General features: G+C 53.3%; 17 protein-coding genes and 1 tRNA gene. 16 read left to right on the top strand and 2 right to left on the bottom strand.

The annotated features are described in order from the left end of the window. Positions 1–6 precede the first annotated feature (6 nt). The 11 genes from xylB (at position 7) to H8S80_RS31130 (ending at position 10,518) form a co-directional block, all read left to right on the top strand. Positions 7–1,593, top strand: a complete 1,587-nt coding sequence (xylB, locus tag H8S80_RS31180) for a xylulokinase (protein WP_117633468.1) — start codon at positions 7–9, stop codon at positions 1,591–1,593. Then, positions 1,586–2,749 carry an iron-containing alcohol dehydrogenase gene (locus H8S80_RS31175; RefSeq protein ID WP_117633467.1) on the top strand — a complete coding sequence of 388 codons (1,164 nt, stop codon included), beginning with the start codon at positions 1,586–1,588 and terminating at the stop codon, positions 2,747–2,749. Before xylB ends, H8S80_RS31175 begins: the two co-directional genes overlap by 8 nt. Before the next feature lie 21 nt (positions 2,750–2,770). Then, on the top strand, positions 2,771–3,457 hold the full coding sequence (gene deoC, locus H8S80_RS31170; protein WP_117633466.1) for a deoxyribose-phosphate aldolase: 687 nt from the start codon (positions 2,771–2,773) through the stop codon (positions 3,455–3,457). Between the two features lie 188 nt (positions 3,458–3,645). Further along, on the top strand, positions 3,646–4,242 hold the full coding sequence (locus H8S80_RS31165; protein ID WP_002602279.1) for a cytidylate kinase-like family protein: 597 nt from the start codon (positions 3,646–3,648) through the stop codon (positions 4,240–4,242). A gap of 292 nt (positions 4,243–4,534) precedes the next feature. Further along, positions 4,535–5,701, top strand: coding sequence for an aminotransferase class I/II-fold pyridoxal phosphate-dependent enzyme (locus tag H8S80_RS31160; protein WP_002602280.1), 1,167 nt, complete (start codon positions 4,535–4,537; stop codon positions 5,699–5,701). After that, positions 5,698–6,171, top strand: coding sequence for a VanZ family protein (locus H8S80_RS31155; protein ID WP_002602281.1), 474 nt, complete (start codon positions 5,698–5,700; stop codon positions 6,169–6,171). Before H8S80_RS31160 ends, H8S80_RS31155 begins: the two co-directional genes overlap by 4 nt. Next, entirely contained in the window at positions 6,155–6,907 is a 753-nt protein-coding gene (gene truA / locus H8S80_RS31150) for a tRNA pseudouridine(38-40) synthase TruA (protein WP_002602282.1), read from the top strand. Before H8S80_RS31155 ends, truA begins: the two co-directional genes overlap by 17 nt. Before the next feature lies 1 nt (position 6,908). Then, entirely contained in the window at positions 6,909–8,087 is a 1,179-nt protein-coding gene (locus tag H8S80_RS31145) for a cation diffusion facilitator family transporter (protein ID WP_181988050.1), read from the top strand. A gap of 77 nt (positions 8,088–8,164) precedes the next feature. Then, positions 8,165–8,737, top strand: a complete 573-nt coding sequence (locus H8S80_RS31140; RefSeq protein WP_002602284.1) for an RNA polymerase sigma factor — start codon at positions 8,165–8,167, stop codon at positions 8,735–8,737. 34 nt (positions 8,738–8,771) lie between these two features. Beyond that, a complete protein-coding gene (locus H8S80_RS31135; protein WP_029466941.1) occupies positions 8,772–10,307 on the top strand; it encodes an anti-sigma-I factor RsgI family protein in 1,536 nt (511 codons plus the stop codon). Positions 10,308–10,446: 139 nt separating this feature from the next. Continuing rightward, positions 10,447–10,518: transfer RNA gene (locus H8S80_RS31130), tRNA-Gln, on the top strand. Positions 10,519–10,653: 135 nt separating this feature from the next. On the opposite strand, the gene H8S80_RS31125 is transcribed toward H8S80_RS31130, so the two are convergent. Continuing rightward, the gene (locus tag H8S80_RS31125) at positions 10,654–11,409 is read right to left on the bottom strand and encodes a response regulator transcription factor (protein ID WP_002602287.1); all 756 of its coding nucleotides are present in this window, start codon (positions 11,407–11,409) and stop codon (positions 10,654–10,656) included. Between the two features lie 117 nt (positions 11,410–11,526). Then, positions 11,527–13,200, bottom strand: coding sequence for a cache domain-containing sensor histidine kinase (locus tag H8S80_RS31120; protein WP_243010382.1), 1,674 nt, complete (start codon positions 13,198–13,200; stop codon positions 11,527–11,529). A gap of 382 nt (positions 13,201–13,582) precedes the next feature. Here H8S80_RS31120 and H8S80_RS31115 point away from each other — a divergent pair, with 382 nt between their 5' ends. The 5 genes from H8S80_RS31115 to yicI are packed head-to-tail and all read left to right on the top strand — an operon-like array spanning position 13,583 to position 21,197. Beyond that, positions 13,583–14,905, top strand: a complete 1,323-nt coding sequence (locus tag H8S80_RS31115) for an ABC transporter substrate-binding protein (protein WP_117633462.1) — start codon at positions 13,583–13,585, stop codon at positions 14,903–14,905. Positions 14,906–14,929: 24 nt separating this feature from the next. Further along, positions 14,930–15,808, top strand: a complete 879-nt coding sequence (locus H8S80_RS31110; protein ID WP_002602290.1) for a carbohydrate ABC transporter permease — start codon at positions 14,930–14,932, stop codon at positions 15,806–15,808. Next, on the top strand, positions 15,805–16,635 hold the full coding sequence (locus H8S80_RS31105; RefSeq protein WP_373266135.1) for a carbohydrate ABC transporter permease: 831 nt from the start codon (positions 15,805–15,807) through the stop codon (positions 16,633–16,635). Before H8S80_RS31110 ends, H8S80_RS31105 begins: the two co-directional genes overlap by 4 nt. A 54-nt stretch (positions 16,636–16,689) precedes the next feature. Next, positions 16,690–18,840: a glycoside hydrolase family 3 C-terminal domain-containing protein gene (locus H8S80_RS31100; RefSeq protein WP_117633461.1), complete on the top strand. Its 2,151-nt coding sequence runs from the start codon at positions 16,690–16,692 to the stop codon at positions 18,838–18,840. After that, positions 18,837–21,197 carry an alpha-xylosidase gene (yicI, locus tag H8S80_RS31095; RefSeq protein WP_117633460.1) on the top strand — a complete coding sequence of 787 codons (2,361 nt, stop codon included), beginning with the start codon at positions 18,837–18,839 and terminating at the stop codon, positions 21,195–21,197. The genes H8S80_RS31100 and yicI overlap by 4 nt, the downstream gene beginning before the upstream one ends.

Here is a 21,197-nt window from a genome sequence, read left to right as displayed (position 1 = left end):
GGCGCCATGGGACAGGGAACTTTAGGAAATGCGGGAGACCGCGGGGGCACCTGTATTCTGGCCCACGATCTGGGAACCAGCGGAAATAAGGCCACACTCTACCGTGTGGACGGAACGCTGGTGGCCAGCTGTGTCCACGAATATCCAACGAGTTACCCGCAGCCGGGATTTGTGGAACAGGACCCGGAGGACTGGTGGAATGCGGTCTGTGCGTCGACGAGAGAGCTTCTGGAAAAAACAGGGATGCGGCCGGAAAGGATAGCTGCCGTGTCCTTCAGCGCCCAGATGATGGGCTGCCTGCCTGTGGACCGGGAGGGGAATCCCCTGCGCCCGATGATCATCTGGGCGGATACGAGAGCGGTGGAAGAGGAACGGTGGATGGTGGAACGTATCGGTATGGAGCGCGGATATGAGATTACGGGCCACCGGCTCAGCGCCTCCTATTCCGCGGCAAAGCTTTTATGGGTGCGCCGCCGCGAGCCGGACGTCTATCGCCGCTGTTATAAGATGCTGCACGCCAAGGATTTCATCATCTGCCGTCTGACGGGGAAGTTCGTGACGGATTACAGCGACGCGTCGGGAACGAATCTCTTCGATATCCGGGCGAAAATGTGGTCCGAAGAGATCTTAAGGGCACTGGACCTCGATGAAGAGCTGCTTCCGGAGCTGCATCCATCGACCGATATCGCCGGGGGCGTGACGAAAGCAGCCGCAGAGGCCACCGGACTTTTGGAGGGAACGCCTGTCGTGATCGGAGGCGGGGATGGAAGCTGCGCCTGTGTCGGGGCTGGTGTGGTGGATGAGGGGAGTGCCTATCTGGTGCTGGGATCATCGTCCTGGATATCGCTGGCGTCGAGGGAGCCGTTATTCGATCCTGAGATGCGGACATTTAACTGGGTTCATCTGGACCCGGAGCTCTATACTCCCTGCGGTACCATGCAGGCGGCAGGCTATTCCTATCAGTGGTACCGCAATACGCTGTGCCGCGGAGAGATGGAGGAGGCCGCGAAAACGGGAGAAAGCCCTTATGAGCGGATCAACAGGGGAATCATGGAATCCACACCGGGAGCGGGCGGTCTTCTATACCTGCCCTATCTTCTGGGGGAGCGCTCACCGCGCTGGAATCCGGATGCCAGAGGCGCCTTTTTGGGCATGTCGGTGACGACCGGAAAACATGACTTATCCAGGGCCGTGCTGGAAGGCGTTGGTTTCAATCTGCGGGTTATTTTAGAGAGTATGCAGCGGGAACGTGAGATGAAGGAGCTGATGCTCATCGGCGGAGGTGCCAAGGGGCAGACGTGGCCCCGGATTCTCTCGGATATCTTCCAGATGCCATTAAAAATACCGGCATACCGGGAGGAGGCAACCAGCATGGGCGCGGCGGTGTGCGCCGGCGTGGGCGTGGGAATATACCGGGATTTCTCCGAGGCGAAAAGGATTAACGCCATCGTGGATACGGTGATGCCGAGGGAGGAAAACCGTCTGCGGTACGACCGCCTGTATGAGATATTTAACCATGCGTATGACGCTCTGACGGGAGTCTATGGCGAACTGGGCGCTTATCGGAAAGAGATGGGGGAAAAACATGAATAATTTTATCTGGTACAATCCTACCCGCATCCTGTTTGGAAGGGGAACCCATAACGAGGTGGGGCGGGAAACGGCCGCTTACTCCAGGCGGATTCTGCTGCTGTATGGAGGAGAGAGCTTAAAAGCTGCGGGGACGTACGGTGCGATCACAAAATCACTGACAGAGGCGGGAGTGGAATACCGGGAGCTGGGGGGCGTCCGTCCCAATCCCAGACTGTCGCTGGTGCATCAGGGGATTTTGCTGTGCAGGCGAGAAGGGCTGGATTTCGTGCTGGCAGCAGGAGGTGGCAGCGTGATCGACACGGCGAAGGCCATTGCGGCAGGCGTCTTATATCCGGGCGATGTGTGGGATTTTTACCATACGGAGAAGCGGCCGGAGAGAGTCCTTCCCACGGGGGTGGTCTTAACCATTCCGGCGGCCGGGAGCGAAAGCAGTGACGGCAGCGTGATTACGAGAGAGGAGGAGAATGAGAAGAAGTCGTTCTGCTCACCGCTTTTGTATCCGAAGTTTGCCATTTTAAATCCGGAGCTCTGTTACACGCTTCCGAAACGGCAGATTGCAGCGGGAAGCGCCGATATACTGGCCCATGTGATGGAACGGTATTTCTCTCCCAATGGGAACACGGAGCTGTCAGACCGTCTCTGTGAGGCGACCATGAAGACGATCATCCACAATGCGCCGCTGGCATTAGCGGATCCGGACCGGTACGAGGTCTGGGCCGAACTCATGTGGGCGGGAAATGTAGCCCACAACGGACTGTTGGGAAAAGGAAGGGAAGAGGACTGGGCCAGCCATAACATTGAGCACGAGCTGAGCGCCCTCTACGACATTGCCCACGGAGCGGGGCTGGCCATCGTATTTCCGGCGTGGATGAAGGCTGTGAGCAGGAGAAATCCGGCGCGTTTTGCACAGTTTGCGGAAAGGGTATTCGGAATCGAAGCGGAGGATAAGCGGGAGGATGAGCTGGCCGCGCTGGGAATCAGCTGCCTGGAGAATTTCTTCCGGAGACTGGGGCTTTTTACCACGCTCACAGAGGCCGGAATCGATGACAGCCAGTTTTCACGAATGGCCGGGCGCGCAGTTGCGGGCGGCAGCCTGGGAAGTATGGAAAAACTGGACCAGACGGCGGTGATGGAGATTCTGGAGCTGGCCAGGTAAGGAATGAGGAGGGAGACAGACATGAAGATAACGCCAAAGGAACTGGCCGGGTATTTTGATCATACCCAGCTGAAGGCCTATGCGGTACGGGCCGATTTTGAGAAGCTGTGCAGGGAGAGCAGGGAATACGGATTCCGGATGGTAGCCATCAATCCGGCCCCGGTGGCTCTGTGCAGGGAGCTGCTTTCCGGCTCCGATGTCCATGTGGGAGCCGCCATCGGTTTTCCGCTGGGGCAGACGACGATCAACGACAAGGCCAGTGAGACGAAAGAGGCCATCCGAAACGGGGCCGATGAGATCGACTACGTCGTAAACCTGACGGAGCTGAAAGAGAAGAACTACGGATACGTGGAGCGGGAGATGGCTTCCATCGTGGAGACGTGCAGAAAGGCGGGAGTAATCTCCAAGGTCATCTTTGAAAACTGCTATTTGACGGATCAGGAGAAGGAGGCGCTCTGCCGGATTGCCCTGGAGGTGCGGCCTGATTTTATCAAGACCTCGACTGGCTTTGGGAGCGGCGGCGCCACGGCAGCTGATATTATGCTGATGAAGCGGATGGTGGGAGATGCGGTGAAGATAAAGGCGGCGGGGGGAATCCGAACGCTTGACACGGCGCTTGAGATGATCGGTATGGGGGTGAGCCGGATCGGATCGACGGCCAGTGTTTCGATCGTGGAGGAACTGAAAGCGCGGCAGCGCGGGTCCTGAAGTATGTTTGTCATAACCTGAAGAGACTCTTATAAAGACTCCCGGACAGGCACACAGAAACGGTATGCAAAATGGTGTACAGAAACGGCCGGATGTGGTACAATGCAGGTATGAGTTTTAGCACATACATCGTACACATGCGGCCTGTTTCAGCCGTTTTGAGTGCTCAGGACAAGGAGGAATGGTTTATGGAAAGAGCGATTACAATCAGTCGTGAATTTGGAAGCGGCGGGCGTGAACTGGGAGTGAAACTGGCTGAGAGTCTGGGAATTCCGTTTTACGATAAGGAATTGATTTCCATGGCTGCAGAGGAGAGCGACATGTCGGAGGACGCATTTCTTCATTATGATGAGAACATGCCGTTCATAAAAGATCCGCTGGACCGCCATTTCTACTCGCCATTTTCTTCCATCTATCAGGTTCCCATGTCGGATCAGATCTTTTTGGCGCAGTCCAGGGTGATCCGGAAGCTGGCGGACCAGGGCCCCTGTGTGATCGTTGGACGGTGCGCGGACATGGTTCTGGAGAATAGTGTGAATCTGTTCATTTACGCCAGGATGAAGGACCGGATCAAACGTATGAATTCCCTGGAGACAGGCGTCGATCCTGTGAAGATGGAGAGCAGAATCCGCGAGGTCGACCGGAAACGGAAGGATTACTATCAGTATTACACCGGTAATGAGTGGGGAAAGGCCCAGAACTACCACCTTTCTCTGGAAAGCGGTCTGGTGGGCGTGGACGGCTGCCTGAAGGCGGTCCTGGCCTATTTGGAATCGGTGCAGTAGAAGAAATACGATACGCCCCGGAGCGGGACAGGCCCGATGCAGTACGCAGAGCTGCGCGGCCGTGAATATGGATATCAGATTCCTCAGAAGTCGGGCAGCCGTCTTTTGAGGAATTTTCGTATATGTATAGAAAAATACTCCAGTCATGCAAAGACACCGGCAGAAACGGATGCGGCGCTGGCTGGCCGCCCTCCTGAAACTTTTCTTGTATTATGTCCACCTTTGTACTATAATAATATACATTATGGATTTTGATAAAATCTTGATGGAAGTGCGAGGTGGAAAGAAATCGATGCAGTTTGCTGAGAGAATGGACCGATTCGGAGAAGGAATATTTTCTAAATTACTGGAGATAAAAAGACAGAAGGAAGAGCGGGGAGAGACCGTGATCGATTTAGGCGTGGGGGCGCCTAACATACCGCCGGCCAGACATATTACCGATGCCCTGTGCGAGGCGGCTGCGGATCCGAAGAATTACGTCTATGCCATCAGCGACCAGAAGGAGCTTTTGGAGGCGGCAGCCCAGTGGTATGAGAGGCGCTACGGCGTGAGCCTGAATCCGGAGACGGAGATCTGTTCGCTTTTGGGATCTCAGGAAGGACTGGCCCATATTGCGCTGTCTGTTGCCGATGAGGGAGATGTCGTTCTGGTTCCCGATCCCTGTTATCCTGTTTTTGCGGATGGTCCTCTTCTGGCGGGTGCCACCCTTTTTTATATGCCTCAGAGAAAGGAAAACGGATACATCATCGATGTGAGCGAGATTCCGGAAGAGACGGCGAAAAAGGCGAAACTTATGGTCATTTCTTACCCGAACAATCCGACCACGGTCATGGCGCCGGACTGCTTTTACGAGGAGGTCATCGCGTTTGCGAAAAAGTATGACATCATCGTCCTGCACGACAACGCGTACAGCGAGCTGGTATTTGACGGGAAGACGTGCGGAAGCTTCCTTCATTTTCCAGGTGCAAAAGAGGTTGGCGTGGAATTTAACTCCCTGTCCAAGACCTACGGGCTGGCAGGCGCGAGAATCGGCTTCTGTGTGGGCAATGAAGAGGTGGTGAGCCACTTGAAGATGCTGAAATCCAATATGGATTACGGCATGTTTCTGCCTGTCCAGAAGGCGGCGGTCGCGGCGATTACGGGAGACCAGGCCTGTGTGGAGACCACGAGAAAGGCCTATGAGCGCAGACGGGACGCCCTGTGTGACGGGATGACGGAGATCGGATGGAAGATGGACAAGCCGGAGGCCACCATGTTCGTGTGGGCGAAGATACCGGATAATTTTTCCGATTCCACCTCCTTTGCCATGGAACTGGCCGAAAAGGCAGGACTTCTGGTCACTCCGGGAAGCGCCTTCGGACCTTCCGGCGAGGGATATGTGAGGCTGGCCCTCGTCCAGGATGAGGACGTGCTTAAAAAAGCGGCGAGGCTGGTTGATGAAAGCGGTATGCTGCGATGACAGCGAAGAGGAGACAGTATCTCTGGAGTGCCGCGGCGGTGCTTTACGTGCTGTTTATTTTCTCCAATTCCATGAAGACGGCCGACCTCTCCTCCGCGGACAGCGGGGCGGTGCTTAAGCTGGTACAGCAGGTTCTGACAGCGGGAGGCGTGGACAGCACTATCATTACGGAGCATGTGATCCGCAAGACGGCGCATTTTACGGAATACGCCGCGCTGGGAATACTGCTCTGCCTCTGTTTTCGGACGTTTGCCCTGTCACTGGACAGGCGCGTTCTGTCTCAGGTGCTTGTAAGCTTTCTGGTGCCGTTTACCGATGAGACGATACAGCTTTTTGTGGCCGGCCGGTCAGGACAGATCAGCGATGTCTGGCTGGACTGTGCGGGAGCGGCCTTCGGAACCGTGGTATTTATGGCAGCTGGACGGATTTTAAGCAGGACGGGAGTAAAAAAACGTGATAAAAAATTATAAGATAGTTCTTCAGTATGACGGAAGCCGCTATGACGGCTGGCAGAAACAGGGTAATACAGGAAACACGCTTCAGGGTAAGCTGGAGGGGATTTTACTGAAGCTCACCGGACGGCCGGTGGAGGTGCACGGATCGGGGCGGACAGACGCCGGAGTCCATGCTCTGGCCCAGACGGCTAATTTCCATGCAGATACCGGTATGACGGAAGACCAGATCAGGGCATACTTTAATCAGTACCTGCCGGAGGATATCGCCGTGCTCTCTGTGGAGACGGTGCCGGACAAGTTCCACAGCAGGTTGAATGCTGTGAAAAAGACGTATTTATACAGGATTGAGATGGGACCGAAGAAGGATGTATTCGAGCGGAAGTACTGTTACGGGCTCGGAAAGCCTCTGTCGGTGAAACGGATGGAGGAAGCGGCGGCCTGTGTTCTGGGGGAACACGATTTCAAGAGCTTCTGCGGCAACAAAAAGATGAAAAAGTCCACAGTGAGGACGATTTCGGATATCACATTTGAAAAAGAAGGAACAAAACTGTTGATCCGCTATACGGGAAACGGTTTTTTATATCATATGGTCAGAATTCTCACGGGAACGCTGATCGAGATTGGGCTCGGAGAGCGCAGTCCACAGGAAATGAAGGAAATCCTGCTGAAACTGGACCGACAGGCAGCCGGCTTTACGGCGCCGCCGGAAGGTCTGTTTCTGGAGCGGGTTATGTATGAGGACAGGGAGTAACATGACAGATTTTTTAGTGAAGACTTTTGTTAAGGATTACGAGAATACGGGAGATATCGGCGTGAGAACGGAGTATGGCCTGATGGCCAGCACCGTGGGCATTTGCTGCAATGTGCTTTTATTTGCTGCGAAGCTGTTTATCGGACTGCTGATCAACAGCATTTCCGTCATGGCTGACGCATTTAACAACTTATCGGATGCGGCCTCCTCCATCATCGGCTTTATCGGCGTGAAGATGGCGGGCAAGCCGGCGGATGAGGATCATCCCTTCGGACACGGCCGGGTGGAGTATATCGCGGCGTTTATCGTGGCTTTTATCGTCATCCAGGTGGGTTTTTCGCTGTTTAAGACGTCTCTCGGCAAGATTCTTCATCCGGAAGAGATGACGTTTAAGTATATTTCCATAGTTATTCTTCTCATGTCCATCTGCGTGAAGCTGTGGATGGGAATGTTTAACAGAAAGCTGGGAAAGAGGATCCATTCCTCTGTCATGATGGCGACCGCGGCGGATTCCATGGGCGATGTGGGCACAACCTCAGCGACCATACTGTCCATTCTGGTTTACGGAATCTGGGGGCTCAATATCGATGGAATCGTGGGCCTTATCGTGTCGCTTATCGTCATGTGGGCAGGTGTCGGGATTGCCAAGGATACTTTGGCTCCCCTGATCGGAGAGCCCATCGATCCGAAGCTTTACCAGGAGATCACGGAATTTGTTGAAAGCTTTGACGGAATTGTGGGAAGTCACGATCTGATCGTACATAATTACGGGCCTTCCAGAAGCATGGCGTCGATCCATGCGGAGGTACCGAATGATGTAAGCATTGAAAAATCCCACGAAATCATCGATTATGTGGAGCGGGAGGCACAGCGCCGCTTCGGTATTTTCCTTGTGATCCATATGGATCCCATTGAGACGAAGGACTGCAGGGTAACGGAATTTAAGAAAATGGTGGAAGCTATCGTTAAGAGCATCGATTCCAAATGCAGTTTCCACGATTTTCGTATGGTTGAAGGTGAAAAACAGATCAATCTGATCTTCGATCTGGTCGTTCCCAGGGATTACGACAGGGCGGCGAGAGAACAGATCAGGACAGAGATAACAGAGAAGGTAGCAGAGCGGGATAGCAGGTGCTGTCTGGTCATGACGACAGAAAGCGGCTTTGGTGTGGAAGAATAAGGAAACAAAAAAATTTCCATAATATGCAATAAGAAGACAGCATCCTGCATTAACTTAGTAGAAAGGAAATCGACTCCATGTTGTTTATGGGTATGATGAGCCTTGATGGGCCGGAAGACTACGGCCGGTTAAGCGATGAGGTGCTCCTTAATAAGGTTGGAACGGGAGACCAGGAAGCGTTCAGACAATTATATCAGAATACAGACCGGTCAATTTACGGGTTTATCCTGTCTATTGTAAAGAATCCCCAGGATGCCGAAGAGATCATGCAGGAGACCTATATAAAGGTATGGACTTCCGCTGCGGGTTACAAGTCCCAGGGGAAGCCGCTGGCATGGATGTTTACCATAGCCAGGAATCTATGCTACATGAAGTTTCGCAATCAGAAGCATGAGTCCGATATCGCATTTGAGGATCTGGAAGGCGAAGAGACAGGGGAAGTATGCCCGGAGATTGAACAGGCGGCGGATAAGCTGGTTTTGGCCGCGGCGCTCAAGATCCTGAAAGAAGAGGAGAGGGAGATTGTCCTTCTGCACGCGACTGCCGGGATGAAGCACCGGGAGATCGCAGCTTCATTAGGCATGCCTTTGGCTACCGTCCTGTCTAAATATAACCGTGCAATGAAGAAATTAGAAAATTATCTGACATAAAGATCAAGGAATAAAAAGAGAGGAGGAAGTGTTCATGTTTCACAAAACCGACAGACAACTGAACAGAGAACAGATAAAAGCGCATTTGAAGTCTGCGGTCATGGACCTGACTCCGAATGTATTGGATAAAATCGATTTGAGTGTACCCCAGATGGCAGCGGAGGAGCTGCATGAGGAGGCGGGAAGAGCCGTGAGCTCCATCACCGTGATGCGAAAGCGGATGCGCGTGGTTGCAGCTCTGGCCGCGGCGTGCCTCTGTATGGTGGCAGTCGCCGGAGGCACATATACGTACCGCAACGGAAAAGTGGACTCCGTAATCGGCATCGATGTCAATCCCAGCGTGGAGCTGTCCGTGAACCGGAAGAACCGGGTGCTGGAGGCAGAGCCGCTGAACGAAGACGCGAAAGCCATTATGGAAGACATGAATCTAAAGGGTGTTGATCTCAATGTGGCGGTGAACGCGGTGATCGGTTCCATGGTGACCCATGGCTACCTGGATGATCTGGACAACGCCATTCTTGTAACAGTCTCCAACGACAGCGTCAGCAAGGCATCAGCCCTGCGGTCGTCGGTCGTGAATGATATTCAGAGTTCCCTGGAAGAAAATCAGGTGAAAGCCGTGGTATACGACCAGCAGGTCATCGAAGAGGATCATGTGAAGGCGCTGGCGGACGATTACGGAATATCCTATGGAAAAGCATATTTTTTGAAAGAACTGATCGATCAGAATCCGGCTCTGACCATGGAGGACATGGAGAAGCTGGCTCCCCTGACCATGGAGGAGATTGCAAAGGAGATTACGGAGCGTTCCTATGCGGTAGGAGGCCACGCGGGTGTGAGCGAGGATATGACCACCACCGCCCAGACGACCACGCAGCCGGTCACGACAGTGCCTGTGACAACAGAGGCGACGACAGAGGAAACGACGACGGCGGAGGAATCCGAGACCGAGACGGGGAATCAGACGACAGCGGCTCCGGTTCCGCAGACGACAGCGCCGGCTCCCACCGATCTGCCGGTGATGACGACAGAGGCGCCGACGACGGAAGCGCAGGTGCCGGTCTCAGATGCGAAGATCAAGATCGATTACGTCGATTATGAGAATGGTGTGGTGACAGTCAACTTTAAGACAAAGGTAAAGTGGAAGAACCCCACCGTATCGGTAAAGGATGAGGGCGGAACCACGTATTCCGCCATGGTAGGCGATACGGACAGCTCCACCTGTGAGATCTACGTAAGCGGCCTGGAAGGCGGAACCTCATATACGTTCGTTCTCGGCGGAATATCCCCGAAGAACGGGAAGCAGACGACGGTGAAGGGAACCTTCGAGACTCCGGTAATCGGGGATGGCGATGCCAACGAGGAACCGGTAGTGCCGCCGGAAACTGAAGAAACAAAAGAAACGGAAACACAGCCTCAGACGACGGAATCGTCTGAGGCTTCTGCCACATCACCGGCCGAAACAGAATCGGTACCGGAGACGGAGAGCACCCAGGCCACTGAGCCTCCGACGGAAGCGCCGGCCGAACCACAGACCCAACCGCCGGCTGCTGCGACGTCTGCGGCGTGACGCGAACCCTGTCATTTGCCGCACACGAAATATGGTTTAAGCTGTTTGATTTGAAGGAATAATAAAGAAAATAGAAAAAATATGGAAAAAGGGCTTGACGAGGAGAATATCGTATAGTATAATACAACCGTTGTGTTGATGGGCTATCGCCAAATGGTAAGGCAACGGACTCTGACTCCGTCATTTCAAGGTTCGAATCCTTGTAGCCCAGTTAAAAAGCTTTTAAGCATAAGATCTTGTGCTTAAAAGCTTTTTTGTGTAATAGGAAAGTGATCCTAAAGCAACCGCGCTCCGGCGCAAGAATCCGGCTTGTCGGATTCTTTATTCTATTCTGAACGTGTACTTATCAGCGGTTTCTGAATTCACTCGGCTGAATTCCCGTATAACTCTTAAATGCACGGCTGAAGTAGAAGCCGTCTTTATAGCCGACCAGCTCTCCGATCATCTGGATCTCCATGTCCGGATTGTTAAGGAGCAGCCGCTTGGCTTCGTTCATTCTCAGCTTCGTCAAGTATTTGGACGGAGTTTCCCCCGTATATTTCTTGAATATTTTCCCCAAATACTCCGGCGTAAATCCGAATTTCTCGGCCAGCTCCTGAAAGGAGACGTCGTGCGGATAGTTTTCCTGAAGATATTTTTCCAAAAGCTCGCAGATGGACTTCTGATCCAGGGCGCTGTTCCTGGTCCGGTAGGTCTCCAGTTCCTCGGTCTCCGTCCCCATCGTGATCAGCAGCTTCTGAAGCGACTCGGAGAGCGCCTGCGCGGTCACCGGTTTTAACAGATAATCCCTGACTGCGAACTTGATGGCGGCCTGAGCGTAGGAAAAGTCGTCATAGCCGCTGAGAATGATGATCTTCACTCCCGGATGATTCTTGTGCAGATACCGGGACAGCTCCAGGCCGTCGCACTGCGGCATGCGGATGTCTGTGATGACAAGGTCGGGACAGTCCTTTTCCACCTTTACGATGGCCTCCATTCCATTGGCCGCCTCCCCAATCAGGGTAAGCGGCAGTTCCAGGGCTGTGATCTTTTTTATTAAGTTTTTGCGTATCAGGCTTTCGTCCTCCACGACCAGATACTTATAATGGGGGATGCTGCTCATGGTATTCCTCCTCGTTATGAGCACTTAGAGACCGTATTTTGGTCTCTTACGTGCGATACTTGTCATCTCCACTCAGCGTGCCCCGCTTTATCGGGTATAGTGAGGTTTTTCACGAACTTAGTGGAGCGGCTTTGAATGGTAAACAGGCCCGCCAAGGATAAAGATCGTCTTAAGCGGCAGTGTATTTTCAATTTCAAATACTGCCTTCTCTCCGTAAAGCAGTTTCAGCCGGAGATATACGTTCTTCAGTCCCATGCCTCCGATCTGCATGGATTTCAACTCCTCATTGAGGTTTAAGTTCCGGTACAGGCGGAGCAGCTCCTGCTTCTTCTCATCTTTTAGATTGCCGCCGTTGTCCTGGATTCTCAGCAGCCAGCGGTCGTGTTCGATGGAAGCGGAGATGGTGAGCTCCCAGGGCGGCTGTTTGTCGAAGGCGTATTTGAAGGCGTTTTCCACCAGCGGCTGGATGATCAATTTGGGAATGCAGATGTTTTCGGCCTCTTCCTCAATGGCAAAGGTGTAATGAAATTCCTCGGTATAACGCATCTGCATGATCTCTAAGTACCGTTTGGTGTAGAAGATCTCCTCTTTTAACGGAACGATCATCTCGCTGGAGGAGGAGATATACCGGAAATAATCGCACAGGGCCTGGCACATCTGAATGATGTCCTCATTCATCTCCTCCTCGGCCATGACGCTGATATTCGTCAGGCTGTTATAGAGAAAATGCGGATTGATCAGCGACTGTGTGGCCTGCAGCTTGGCTCTCGTCTCCTCGCTCTGGGATAAGAGCACTTCCTGGGAGGTGCTGCGGAGCTTCTCATACATACTGCGGATGGATTCGCAAAGCATGGAAAGCTCTGTGATATTGCTGTCCGCGGAAGTTAGATTCACCTTATTCTCGTCCAGCACCCGGTTGATGGTAATCTTGCCGGTGGCCGCCGTCAGCTTCCGAAGCGGTGCCGTCAGCCGTTCTGAGATATAGAAACAGATCAGCAGGGTGAGTAAAATGGAGAAAATACCGATCAGGGCGAACATTACCCGGAAGGTGTTAAGAGGCTCGTAGATGGCCGCTTTCGGCTTCGTTAAGATCACGGTCCAGTTATAGTCCGGCGTGGTCCGGTATGTAAAGAGAAGGTTCTCGCCTGTATCGGTTTTTAAAAGCCTGCCGGTATTTTCCGGAAGGCCTCTGCGCTCAATCAGCCCGTAGTAATCGGGCACAACTTTCGTATCATTGTAGGGGTAGACCAGCTCTTTTCTGGAATTGTAAATGTAGACACGGCTGTCAGGGTTCTGGTTTTCCAGCTGGGTCGCCAGGGAGAAGATGGTATCGCAGTCCTGTATGACCTCGACGATGCCCTCCGGCTGTCCCGCGGTGTCGAGAAACAGACGCACCAGGGATATGAACTTCTGAGAATCCTTATTGCCGCCCCTTGCGGGTAAATCCTTCTGCACTTCCGGGTTGCTGATATACATGTGGCCGTTTTGCGCCATGGTCTCCTCGTACCAGGGAAGCGAATCCAAGTCTACGGAAGAGAGCAGCAGCCAGTATCCGGCCACGGAACCGTCCATGGTGTAGATCCGGACATCGGAGGCCGACTGATAGGCGCCGATGATCGCGGTGACAATATCGTGGATGGCCAGAGCCTTCTCACGGGAGGCCGCCAGACGGCGCGGGTCCGTTCCGTTCCTCCGATAGGAGGCTGAGAACTCTTTGAAATTGGACTTTACCGCGTTGGAGTATACGATATTCATGGAAATGGTCGATATGTTGTTTAACTGGGTTTCCACAGAATCTTCTACAGAGGCGCACATGTTTTCTAAATCTTTTCTCGCTTCTTCCAGAGCATTTTTCCTGTAATGCGTGTAGGTGAAAAAGAAAAAAATCCCCAGCAGAAGCAGGATGAACAGGCCATATATGACAAAAAGATACATCTTTTGGGAATAATGCTTTGTCGTCTTTTTGATAAGAACGCACCTCCCTTCGTGAGTGCTATTATACAATGTAGTTCAAAAAAATGCAAATGGTAGTTCGGAATTGTCTATTTTGTAAAAATGACTCTTATGTTATGATGAATTTACGCTAAATGAAATGTATTTTATCGATAAAATATAGGCACAAAAGACAAGTGTGGAAAAAGAGTGAGAATCAGTTGAGAAAAGGAGAACAGATATGAAAAAGATGATAAAGAGAGCATTAAGCCTTTCTATGGCGGCGGTCATGGCGGCGGCAGTGGTGACGGGCTGTGGATCAGACAGCAATACAGGTGCGGCAAAGGATGGGAAGAAGAGCGTAACCCTGACCTTTGGCAGCCACCAGAGCGGCCTTCCGACATCGGGAATCGTCCAGGATTTAGCAAAGGAATTCGAAGCTGAGACCGGAATCAAAATCGACTTCCAGATTTCCCCCGACGCCCAGTGGAGAGACTTAATTAAGGTGAAGCTGGATTCCGGGGAGGCGCCGGATATCATCTGTGTGGATACGCCCATCGGTCTGGCCTCCAGCATTCACATGGACCAGTACAGTGCGGAGCTGACCGGACAGGAGTGGGTGAGCCGCATGGAAGACAGCGCCCGTTCGGCTGTCTCCGTGGATGACAAGGTATACGGCATCACCTTCCCGGGAGCGAAGATGTATTTCTATCTGTATAATAAAGACATATTCAGCCAGCTTGGACTGGAGGCGCCTGCTACATACGAAGAATTCAGGGCGGTCTGCCAGACCATTCAGGATTCCGGAACGACACCAGTCTATGAAGCCACCACAAACGGCTGGCATCAGGTACTTCCCCTGTTTGAGACCGGCGGATTATGGCTGGCCGATGATCCTGAGGTCTACAACAAGTTAAATGCGAATGAAGTGGATTTAGACTCCATTCCCCACTTACTGAACATCATCACAGAATTAGATGAGTGCGCAAAAGCCGGATACTTCGGAGATGACTACTTAAGCAACGCATGGGAGAATGCAAAAGAGGCCATAGCCACGGAGCGGTGCGCCATGACCATTGCCGAGCTGGGATTCCGCGGTGAGATCGAAGCCGATTATCCGGACTTCAAGGCGACAGAGAAGCTGGGGGCGTTCGTTATGCCGTGGGATGACAACAAAGCGGTCGGCGTCAATCCCGCCAGCAATGCCTACTTTATCAACAAGGACAGCAAATACGTGGAAGAGGCAAAACAGTTCTTCGAGTTCCTGGCGAAACCGGAAAACCTTCAGAAGCGTCTCGACGGACAGCCGGAATTAAGTGCGCTCTGCTGGCCGGAGATTAAGAGCAAATACTCCGATGAGGACCAGAAGTTCTTAGATTCCCTCACAAAAGCCAACGTGGTGCAGACTTCTGTGAACTACATCGACAGCCAGTGGATGGATGTTGGAAAAGATTTGGAGGCAATGTATACCGGAGCCATGACGCCCCAGGATGTGCTGGATACGATCATGAGACGGCGTACTGAACAGGCGGAGCTGCAGAAGGACCCGGGCTGGGTAAAATAACGGCAGCGGAAAGGAGGTACGGTTATGAACAGAAACAAATTATATCCCTGGTACTTTGCCAGCGGCGCGGCGATCCTCTTTTTCCTGCTGTGCTTCCTTCCAGGTCTGCTGGGTATCGCATATTCGTTTACAGACTGGAACAATTTCAGTGATGAGATCAATTTTGTCGGCCTTACCAACTATAAAAAGATCTTTCAGGGCAATTCCGAGTACTTAAAATATATCGGCAACACCGTGCTGTTCACGGTTGTTACCACGGTCATGAAGACGGTTGTCGGCCTTGCGCTGGCCCTTCTTCTGACCCAGAAGTTTATCAAATGCAAGAATTTCCAGCGCATGATCATCTTTTCCCCACAGGTCATGTCGTATCTGGTGGTCGGCCTCGTGTTCCGGAGCATGCTCCATCCAACCACCGGCTTCCTAAATAATTTTCTGAGGGGAATCGGGCTTGACGGGCTGGCTAAAAACTGGCTGACCGATTTAAGTCTGGTGTTCCCGACGGTCATGACCGTGGATACCTGGAAGGGCATGGGCTACATCATGGTTGTCGTCATCGCCGGGCTGATGTCCATCTCGCCGGAGTACTACGAGGCGGCCAGCATCGACGGCGCCAATTTTTTCCAGAAGCTGTGGGATATCACGCTGCCCTTATTAAAGCCGGTTCTTGTCAATGTAACGGTTTTAAATGTTACATACGGTCTGCGCGTATTCGATATGATCTATTCCCTGACAAACGGAGGCCCGGGAAACGCTACAGGCGTAATCAATACAGCTGTTTACAAGGAATTCTCCAAGGGAGATTTAGCCATGGGCACCACGCTGTCCAGCGTCCTGTTTTTCTTTGTGCTGGCGCTGCTTTACTTTATCATCAAATCCATGGAAAATAAGGAGGTGGAAGCATGATGGGAAGAACCGGCAGAACCATCGGCCGTGTGGCCGGAAACCTGATCTCGATCGTAATCAGCCTGATCGTCATTATCCCGCTGGTGGTGCTGTTCTTAAATTCCTTTAAGACCTCAGCCGAGGCCAACCGGATGACGCTGTCACTCCCGACGAAATGGGTATTTGAAAACTATGCCACCGTCATCGAACAGGGAAAACTGGTGTCCTCCTTCTTCAACGGACTCCTCTATGCGGCCGGCAGCGTAATCATCGTAGTCGGACTGGTTGCGGCAGCAGCCTTCGTCATATCCAGAAACCAGAAGGGCGTCAACCGTTTTCTATATTACTTTATCATCTCCGGCATCGCCATGCCGATCAACAATGTGGCTTTGATGAAGGTTATGCAGGCGTTTCATCTGGTCAACACCAGAATCGGCATCATTCTCTTATATGCCGCGATCAACATACCGCTGAGCCTGTTTCTGGCCTACGGCTTTGTGGCGACGATTCCGCGTGAGATTGACGAGGCGGCGGTCATCGACGGATGCAAGCCGTGGCAGCTCTTCTTAAAGGTGATTGCGCCGCTGTTGAAACCGATTGTTTCCACGCTGTTTGTGCTGGATTTCATGGCAGTATGGAACGATTTTACCATGCCGCTGTATTACTTAAACAATTCCAGAAAATGGCCCATGACGCTTGCCGTCTATAACTTCTTCGGGGCCTTCCAGAATTCCTGGAACCTGGTGGCGGCGGATATCATGCTGACACTGGCGCCCGTGCTGCTGGTCTTTATTCTGGGGCAGAAATACATAGTGGGCGGTGTGTCGGCCGGATCTGTCAAAGGTTAAAACAGAGCCGTTAAAGACGGCTGAAAAAAATAAGCCTGCAAGGAGGAGGAACGAATGACAATGCAGAAGATCTGGGATCTGATCCGGGAAATGACCCTGGAAGAGAAGATCGGGATGATTCATGGACAGGGGATTTTCCATACGAAAGGCGTGGAGCGCCTCGGAATCCCGCCGCTCTGGATGTCGGACGGCCCCATGGGGGTCAGAAAGGAACTGCAGGACGACAACTGGGCGCCTAAGGGGACGACGGACGATTACGTGTCCTACCTGCCCAGCAATACGGCCATCGCCTGCACCTGGAACCGGGAGCGGGCGGCAGACATGGGATGCGTGCTGGGGCAGGAGGCCAGGGGACGTGGAAAGGACGTGATCCTGGCTCCGGGAATCAATTTGATTCGTTCCCCACTCTGCGGCAGAAATTTTGAGTACATGAGTGAGGATCCCCATCTGATCTCGGAAATGGCAGTTCCGCTTATCCGGGGCATTGAGGAGCAGGATACGGCGGCCTGTGTGAAGCATTTTGCCTTAAACAATCAGGAGACACGCAGGCTCGATGTGGAGGCTGCCGTGGACGAGCGGGCGCTCAGAGAGCTCTATCTCCCCGGCTTCGAGGCCGCGGTGAAAGAGGGAAAGACGAAGACGCTGATGGGAGCCTACAACCGGTTCCGCGGAGAACACTGCTGCCATAACCATTACCTGCTGCAGGACATTCTCCGCGGGGAATGGGGCTTTGACGGCGTGGTCATATCCGATTGGGGAGGCGTCCACGACACGATGCAGGCCGCGGAAAACGGACTGGACATCGAGATGTCGGTGACCAGTGATTTTGATCAGTACTGCATGGCGGATCCGCTGGCGGAAAAGGTCCGATCCGGAGAGGTCCCCGAGGCGCTGCTGGACGAGAAGGTTAAGAATATCCTGGTTCTCATGGACCGGCTCCATATGCTGGACGGCGTCAGAAAGAGAGGCTCCTATAACACGAGGGATCATCAGGAGGCAATCCTCAAATGTGCCGAAGAGGCGATTGTGCTGTTAAAGAATGAAGGCGGGATTCTTCCGCTGAAGCCAGTGAAACGCCTGGCGGTAATCGGGGAAAATGCAGGGAAGATGCATTCCAGCGGCGGCGGCAGCGCGGCGATCAAGGCGCTTTACGAGCTTACACCGCTTATGGGACTGAAGATGGAGCTGGGCGGAGCCGTCAGCGTAGAGTATGCTCCAGGCTACCAGAGCGACGGTGAAAAGTCGGCGGAACAGGAAAACTGGCAGGCGGAGAGCCTGGAGGAACGGGCCTATAAGGCGTCATATAAGGGAGACGGAAGCGATGCGGCGGAGAAACGCCGCAGAGAACTCATAAGGGAAGCCGCAGCCCTGGCAGAATCCTGTGAAAACGCCGTTTTGTTTATCGGGCTGAATCACGAGTTCGATCTGGAGGGATGCGACCGGACGGATATGAAGCTTCCTTACGGACAGGAGGAACTGATCTCCGCTGTCCTGGATGCCAATGAGAATACGGTCATCGCAGTCATAGCAGGTTCTCCGGTGGACATGGAGGTCTTTGCCGACCGGGCGAAGGCCATTGTATACAGCAGCTACAATGGAATGGAAGGCGGCCTGGCCATGGCAGAGGTCCTTCTCGGCAGGGTGAATCCTTCCGGCAGGCTTCCATTTACCATCCCGAAGCGGCTGGAGGACTGCCCGGCCCATTCCATCGGAGAGTTTCCGGGCGGTGATACCGTTGCCTATCGGGAAAGCGTCTACGTTGGCTACCGGTATTACGAGACGGAGCGAAAAGCGGTCCGCTACTGCTTTGGTCACGGATTGTCCTATACGGAGTTTTCCTATGGGGATTTAAAGCTGGAGCGGCGGGAAGACGGCATCTATGGTACTGTGACAGTGAGAAACTGCGGCTCTGCGGCTGGAGCGGAGGTCGTGGAGATTTACGTCGGTGCAGCCGGAAAGACTGTCAAACGGCCGGCCAGGGAGCTTAAGGGATTTGTGAAAGTCCGCCTTCAGCCGGGCGAGGAGCGCGCCGTGGATTTCCGGCTTCCATGGAAAGCATTTTCTTACTACAATGAGGAGAAAATGGCGTTCGAAGTGCCGGAGGATGAGTATTCGGTCTGCGTGGGGCGGTCCGTTGGTGACGTGCGGCTTGTTCAGACCGTTGAAATTAAAGAAAACGATGCATTAGGAGGAAAATGTCGATGAAATTCACAGAAGGTTACTGGTGTACCAAAAAGGAAATCACTCCGCTTTACGCGGCAGAATTCGCAGACAGCCGGATACATGGGGATGAACTCATAATCTATGCGCCGGGAAAGCATATCGCGGGAAGAGGAGACTGCCTGAATCTGGGGATGCTCACCATCTGTCTTTCCAGTCCAATGGAAGATGTGATTAAGGTTTCCGTGAGGCATTTTGAGGGAACCGCTTACCGCGGCCCCTTCGCCGGGATTAAGGAGACCGCCCCCCATGTGACAATCGAGGAAACAGAGGAGGAGATCCGCTATCAGAGCGGCCGCACATCTGCGGTTATCGATAAGAGGCCGAACGGCTGGGGAATCCGTTTCCTCGACGGAGACCGGGAACTGACCAACACCGGATTCCGCAACATGGCCCATATGACCAACCGGGATACGGGAAAAACCTATATGGTGGAGCAGCTGGCCATCGATGTGGACGAGTGCATCTATGGACTTGGTGAGCGGTACACCCCGTTTGTGAAGAACGGCCAGATGGTGGAAATGTGGAATGAGGATGGCGGAACGGCCAGTGAAATCACCTACAAGAATATTCCGTTTTATATTACCAACAAGGGGTATGGCGTGCTTTTGGATCATGAGGGGGATGCCGCCTATGAGATTGCCAGCGAAAAGGTGGAACGCCTGCAGTTTTCCGTGGAAGGGGAACGGCTCGATTACTACGTGATTAACGGTTCCACCCCGAAAGGAACCATATCCAAATATACGGAGCTGACCGGCAAACCGGCGCTGCCTCCGGCCTGGTCCTTTGGCCTTTGGCTTACCACCTCCTTTACGACCAATTACGATGAGGAGACGACCTCCGGCTTTATCCAGGGCATGGCGGACCGGGATATACCGCTGCACGTGTTCCATTTTGACTGCTATTGGATGGAAGCGTATGAATGGTGTAATTTTACGTGGGATCCCAGGACATTTCCGGATCCGGCCGGTATGCTGAAACGGTATCACGACCGGGGATTAAAGATCTGTGTGTGGATCAATCCGTATATCGGACAGAAATCTCCGCTGTTCCATGAGGGCATGGAGCACGGCTACTTAATCAGAAAGACGAACGGGGATGTATGGCAGACCGATATGTGGCAGGCCGGTATGGGACTGGTGGATTTCACCAATCCGGACGCGGCCGCCTGGTATCAGGGCAAGTTAAAGACGCTGCTGGATATGGGCGTAGACTGCTTTAAGACGGATTTCGGTGAGAGAGTCCCGGTGAAGGATATCGCTTATTTTGACGGTTCCGATCCGGTTAAGATGCACAATTACTATACGTTTCTCTATAATCAGACCGTATTCCAGCTTCTGGAACAGGAGAGAGGAACAGGGGAAGCCGTGCTGTTCGCCCGTTCTGCGACCGTGGGAGGACAGCAGTTCCCGGCTCACTGGGGCGGTGACTGTTCGGCGACCTATCCGTCCATGGCGGAAACCATCCGGAGCGGCCTCTCTCTGGCCTGTGCGGGCTTCGGCTTCTGGAGCCATGATATCAGCGGTTTTGAAAATACGGCGCCGGCCGATATCTACAAGAGATGGTGCCAGTTTGGCCTTTTAAGCTCCCACAGCCGTCTCCATGGCTCTTCCTCCTACCGCGTGCCGTGGCTGTTCGACGATGAAGCCTGCGACGTGCTTCGGAAGTTTGTAAAGCTGAAATGTGCGCTGATGCCGTATCTCTACCGTCAGGCGGTAAAAGCCCATGAAGAGGGAATCCCGATGATGCGCCCGATGTTCGTGGAATTTCCGGAGGACCGGGCCTGCGAGCCGCTGGATAAGCAGTATATGCTGGGTGATTCCCTGCTGGTGGCCCCGGTATTCAAGGAATCCGGCGAGGTGGAATACTACTTACCGGAGGGAACCTGGGTGAACTTGCTTACCGGAAAGACCGTCGCGGGAGGCAGATGGCAGAAGGAGACACACGATTACTTCTCCCTGCCGCTCATGGTGCGCCCCGGCAGCATTGTGGCGGTCGGACAGGAGAGCAGCAGACCGGATTACGCGTTTGCGGAGGGAGTCAGATTCCTTCTGTATCTCCCGGAGGATGGAATGACCGCGGAGACCGGCGTAACGGACTTAGAAGGCCACGTGGTGATGACCGCAGCGGCCAGCCGGGCAGATGGAACGATTACGCTTCGGGTGGAAAGAACCGCGGCTGCTGCTTCCGAGGGCGGTTCGGCGGACGTTTCAGCAGACGTTTCAGCAGACGTTTCAGCAGACGTTTCAGCAGACGTTTCAGCAGACGTTCCAGCAGACGTTTCAGCAGGCTTTACGTTTGAGGTTCTGGGAGACGAAAGGGTGGAAGTGGTAGTTGCATAA

The organism is Hungatella sp. L36 (assembly GCF_014288035.1).
This window is presented reverse-complemented; position numbering and strand designations above follow the sequence as displayed.

Excerpts from the sequence above, each read along its gene's own strand:
- H8S80_RS31110 (WP_002602290.1), top strand. The coding sequence starts at position 14,930 with ATGAACAGAAACAAATTATATCCCTGGTACTTTGCCAGCGGCGCGGCG.
- yicI (WP_117633460.1), top strand. The coding sequence starts at position 18,837 with ATGAAATTCACAGAAGGTTACTGGTGTACCAAAAAGGAAATCACTCCG.
- H8S80_RS31160 (WP_002602280.1), top strand. The coding sequence starts at position 4,535 with ATGCAGTTTGCTGAGAGAATGGACCGATTCGGAGAAGGAATATTTTCT.
- H8S80_RS31155 (WP_002602281.1), top strand. The coding sequence starts at position 5,698 with ATGACAGCGAAGAGGAGACAGTATCTCTGGAGTGCCGCGGCGGTGCTT.
- xylB (WP_117633468.1), top strand. The coding sequence starts at position 7 with ATGGGACAGGGAACTTTAGGAAATGCGGGAGACCGCGGGGGCACCTGT.
- H8S80_RS31135 (WP_029466941.1), top strand. The coding sequence starts at position 8,772 with ATGTTTCACAAAACCGACAGACAACTGAACAGAGAACAGATAAAAGCG.
- H8S80_RS31165 (WP_002602279.1), top strand. The coding sequence starts at position 3,646 with ATGGAAAGAGCGATTACAATCAGTCGTGAATTTGGAAGCGGCGGGCGT.
- H8S80_RS31145 (WP_181988050.1), top strand. The coding sequence starts at position 6,909 with ATGACAGATTTTTTAGTGAAGACTTTTGTTAAGGATTACGAGAATACG.
- H8S80_RS31105 (WP_373266135.1), top strand. The coding sequence starts at position 15,805 with ATGATGGGAAGAACCGGCAGAACCATCGGCCGTGTGGCCGGAAACCTG.
- H8S80_RS31100 (WP_117633461.1), top strand. The coding sequence starts at position 16,690 with ATGACAATGCAGAAGATCTGGGATCTGATCCGGGAAATGACCCTGGAA.
- deoC (WP_117633466.1), top strand. The coding sequence starts at position 2,771 with ATGAAGATAACGCCAAAGGAACTGGCCGGGTATTTTGATCATACCCAG.
- H8S80_RS31125 (WP_002602287.1), bottom strand. The coding sequence starts at position 11,409 with ATGAGCAGCATCCCCCATTATAAGTATCTGGTCGTGGAGGACGAAAGC.
- H8S80_RS31175 (WP_117633467.1), top strand. The coding sequence starts at position 1,586 with ATGAATAATTTTATCTGGTACAATCCTACCCGCATCCTGTTTGGAAGG.
- H8S80_RS31140 (WP_002602284.1), top strand. The coding sequence starts at position 8,165 with ATGTTGTTTATGGGTATGATGAGCCTTGATGGGCCGGAAGACTACGGC.
- H8S80_RS31115 (WP_117633462.1), top strand. The coding sequence starts at position 13,583 with ATGAAAAAGATGATAAAGAGAGCATTAAGCCTTTCTATGGCGGCGGTC.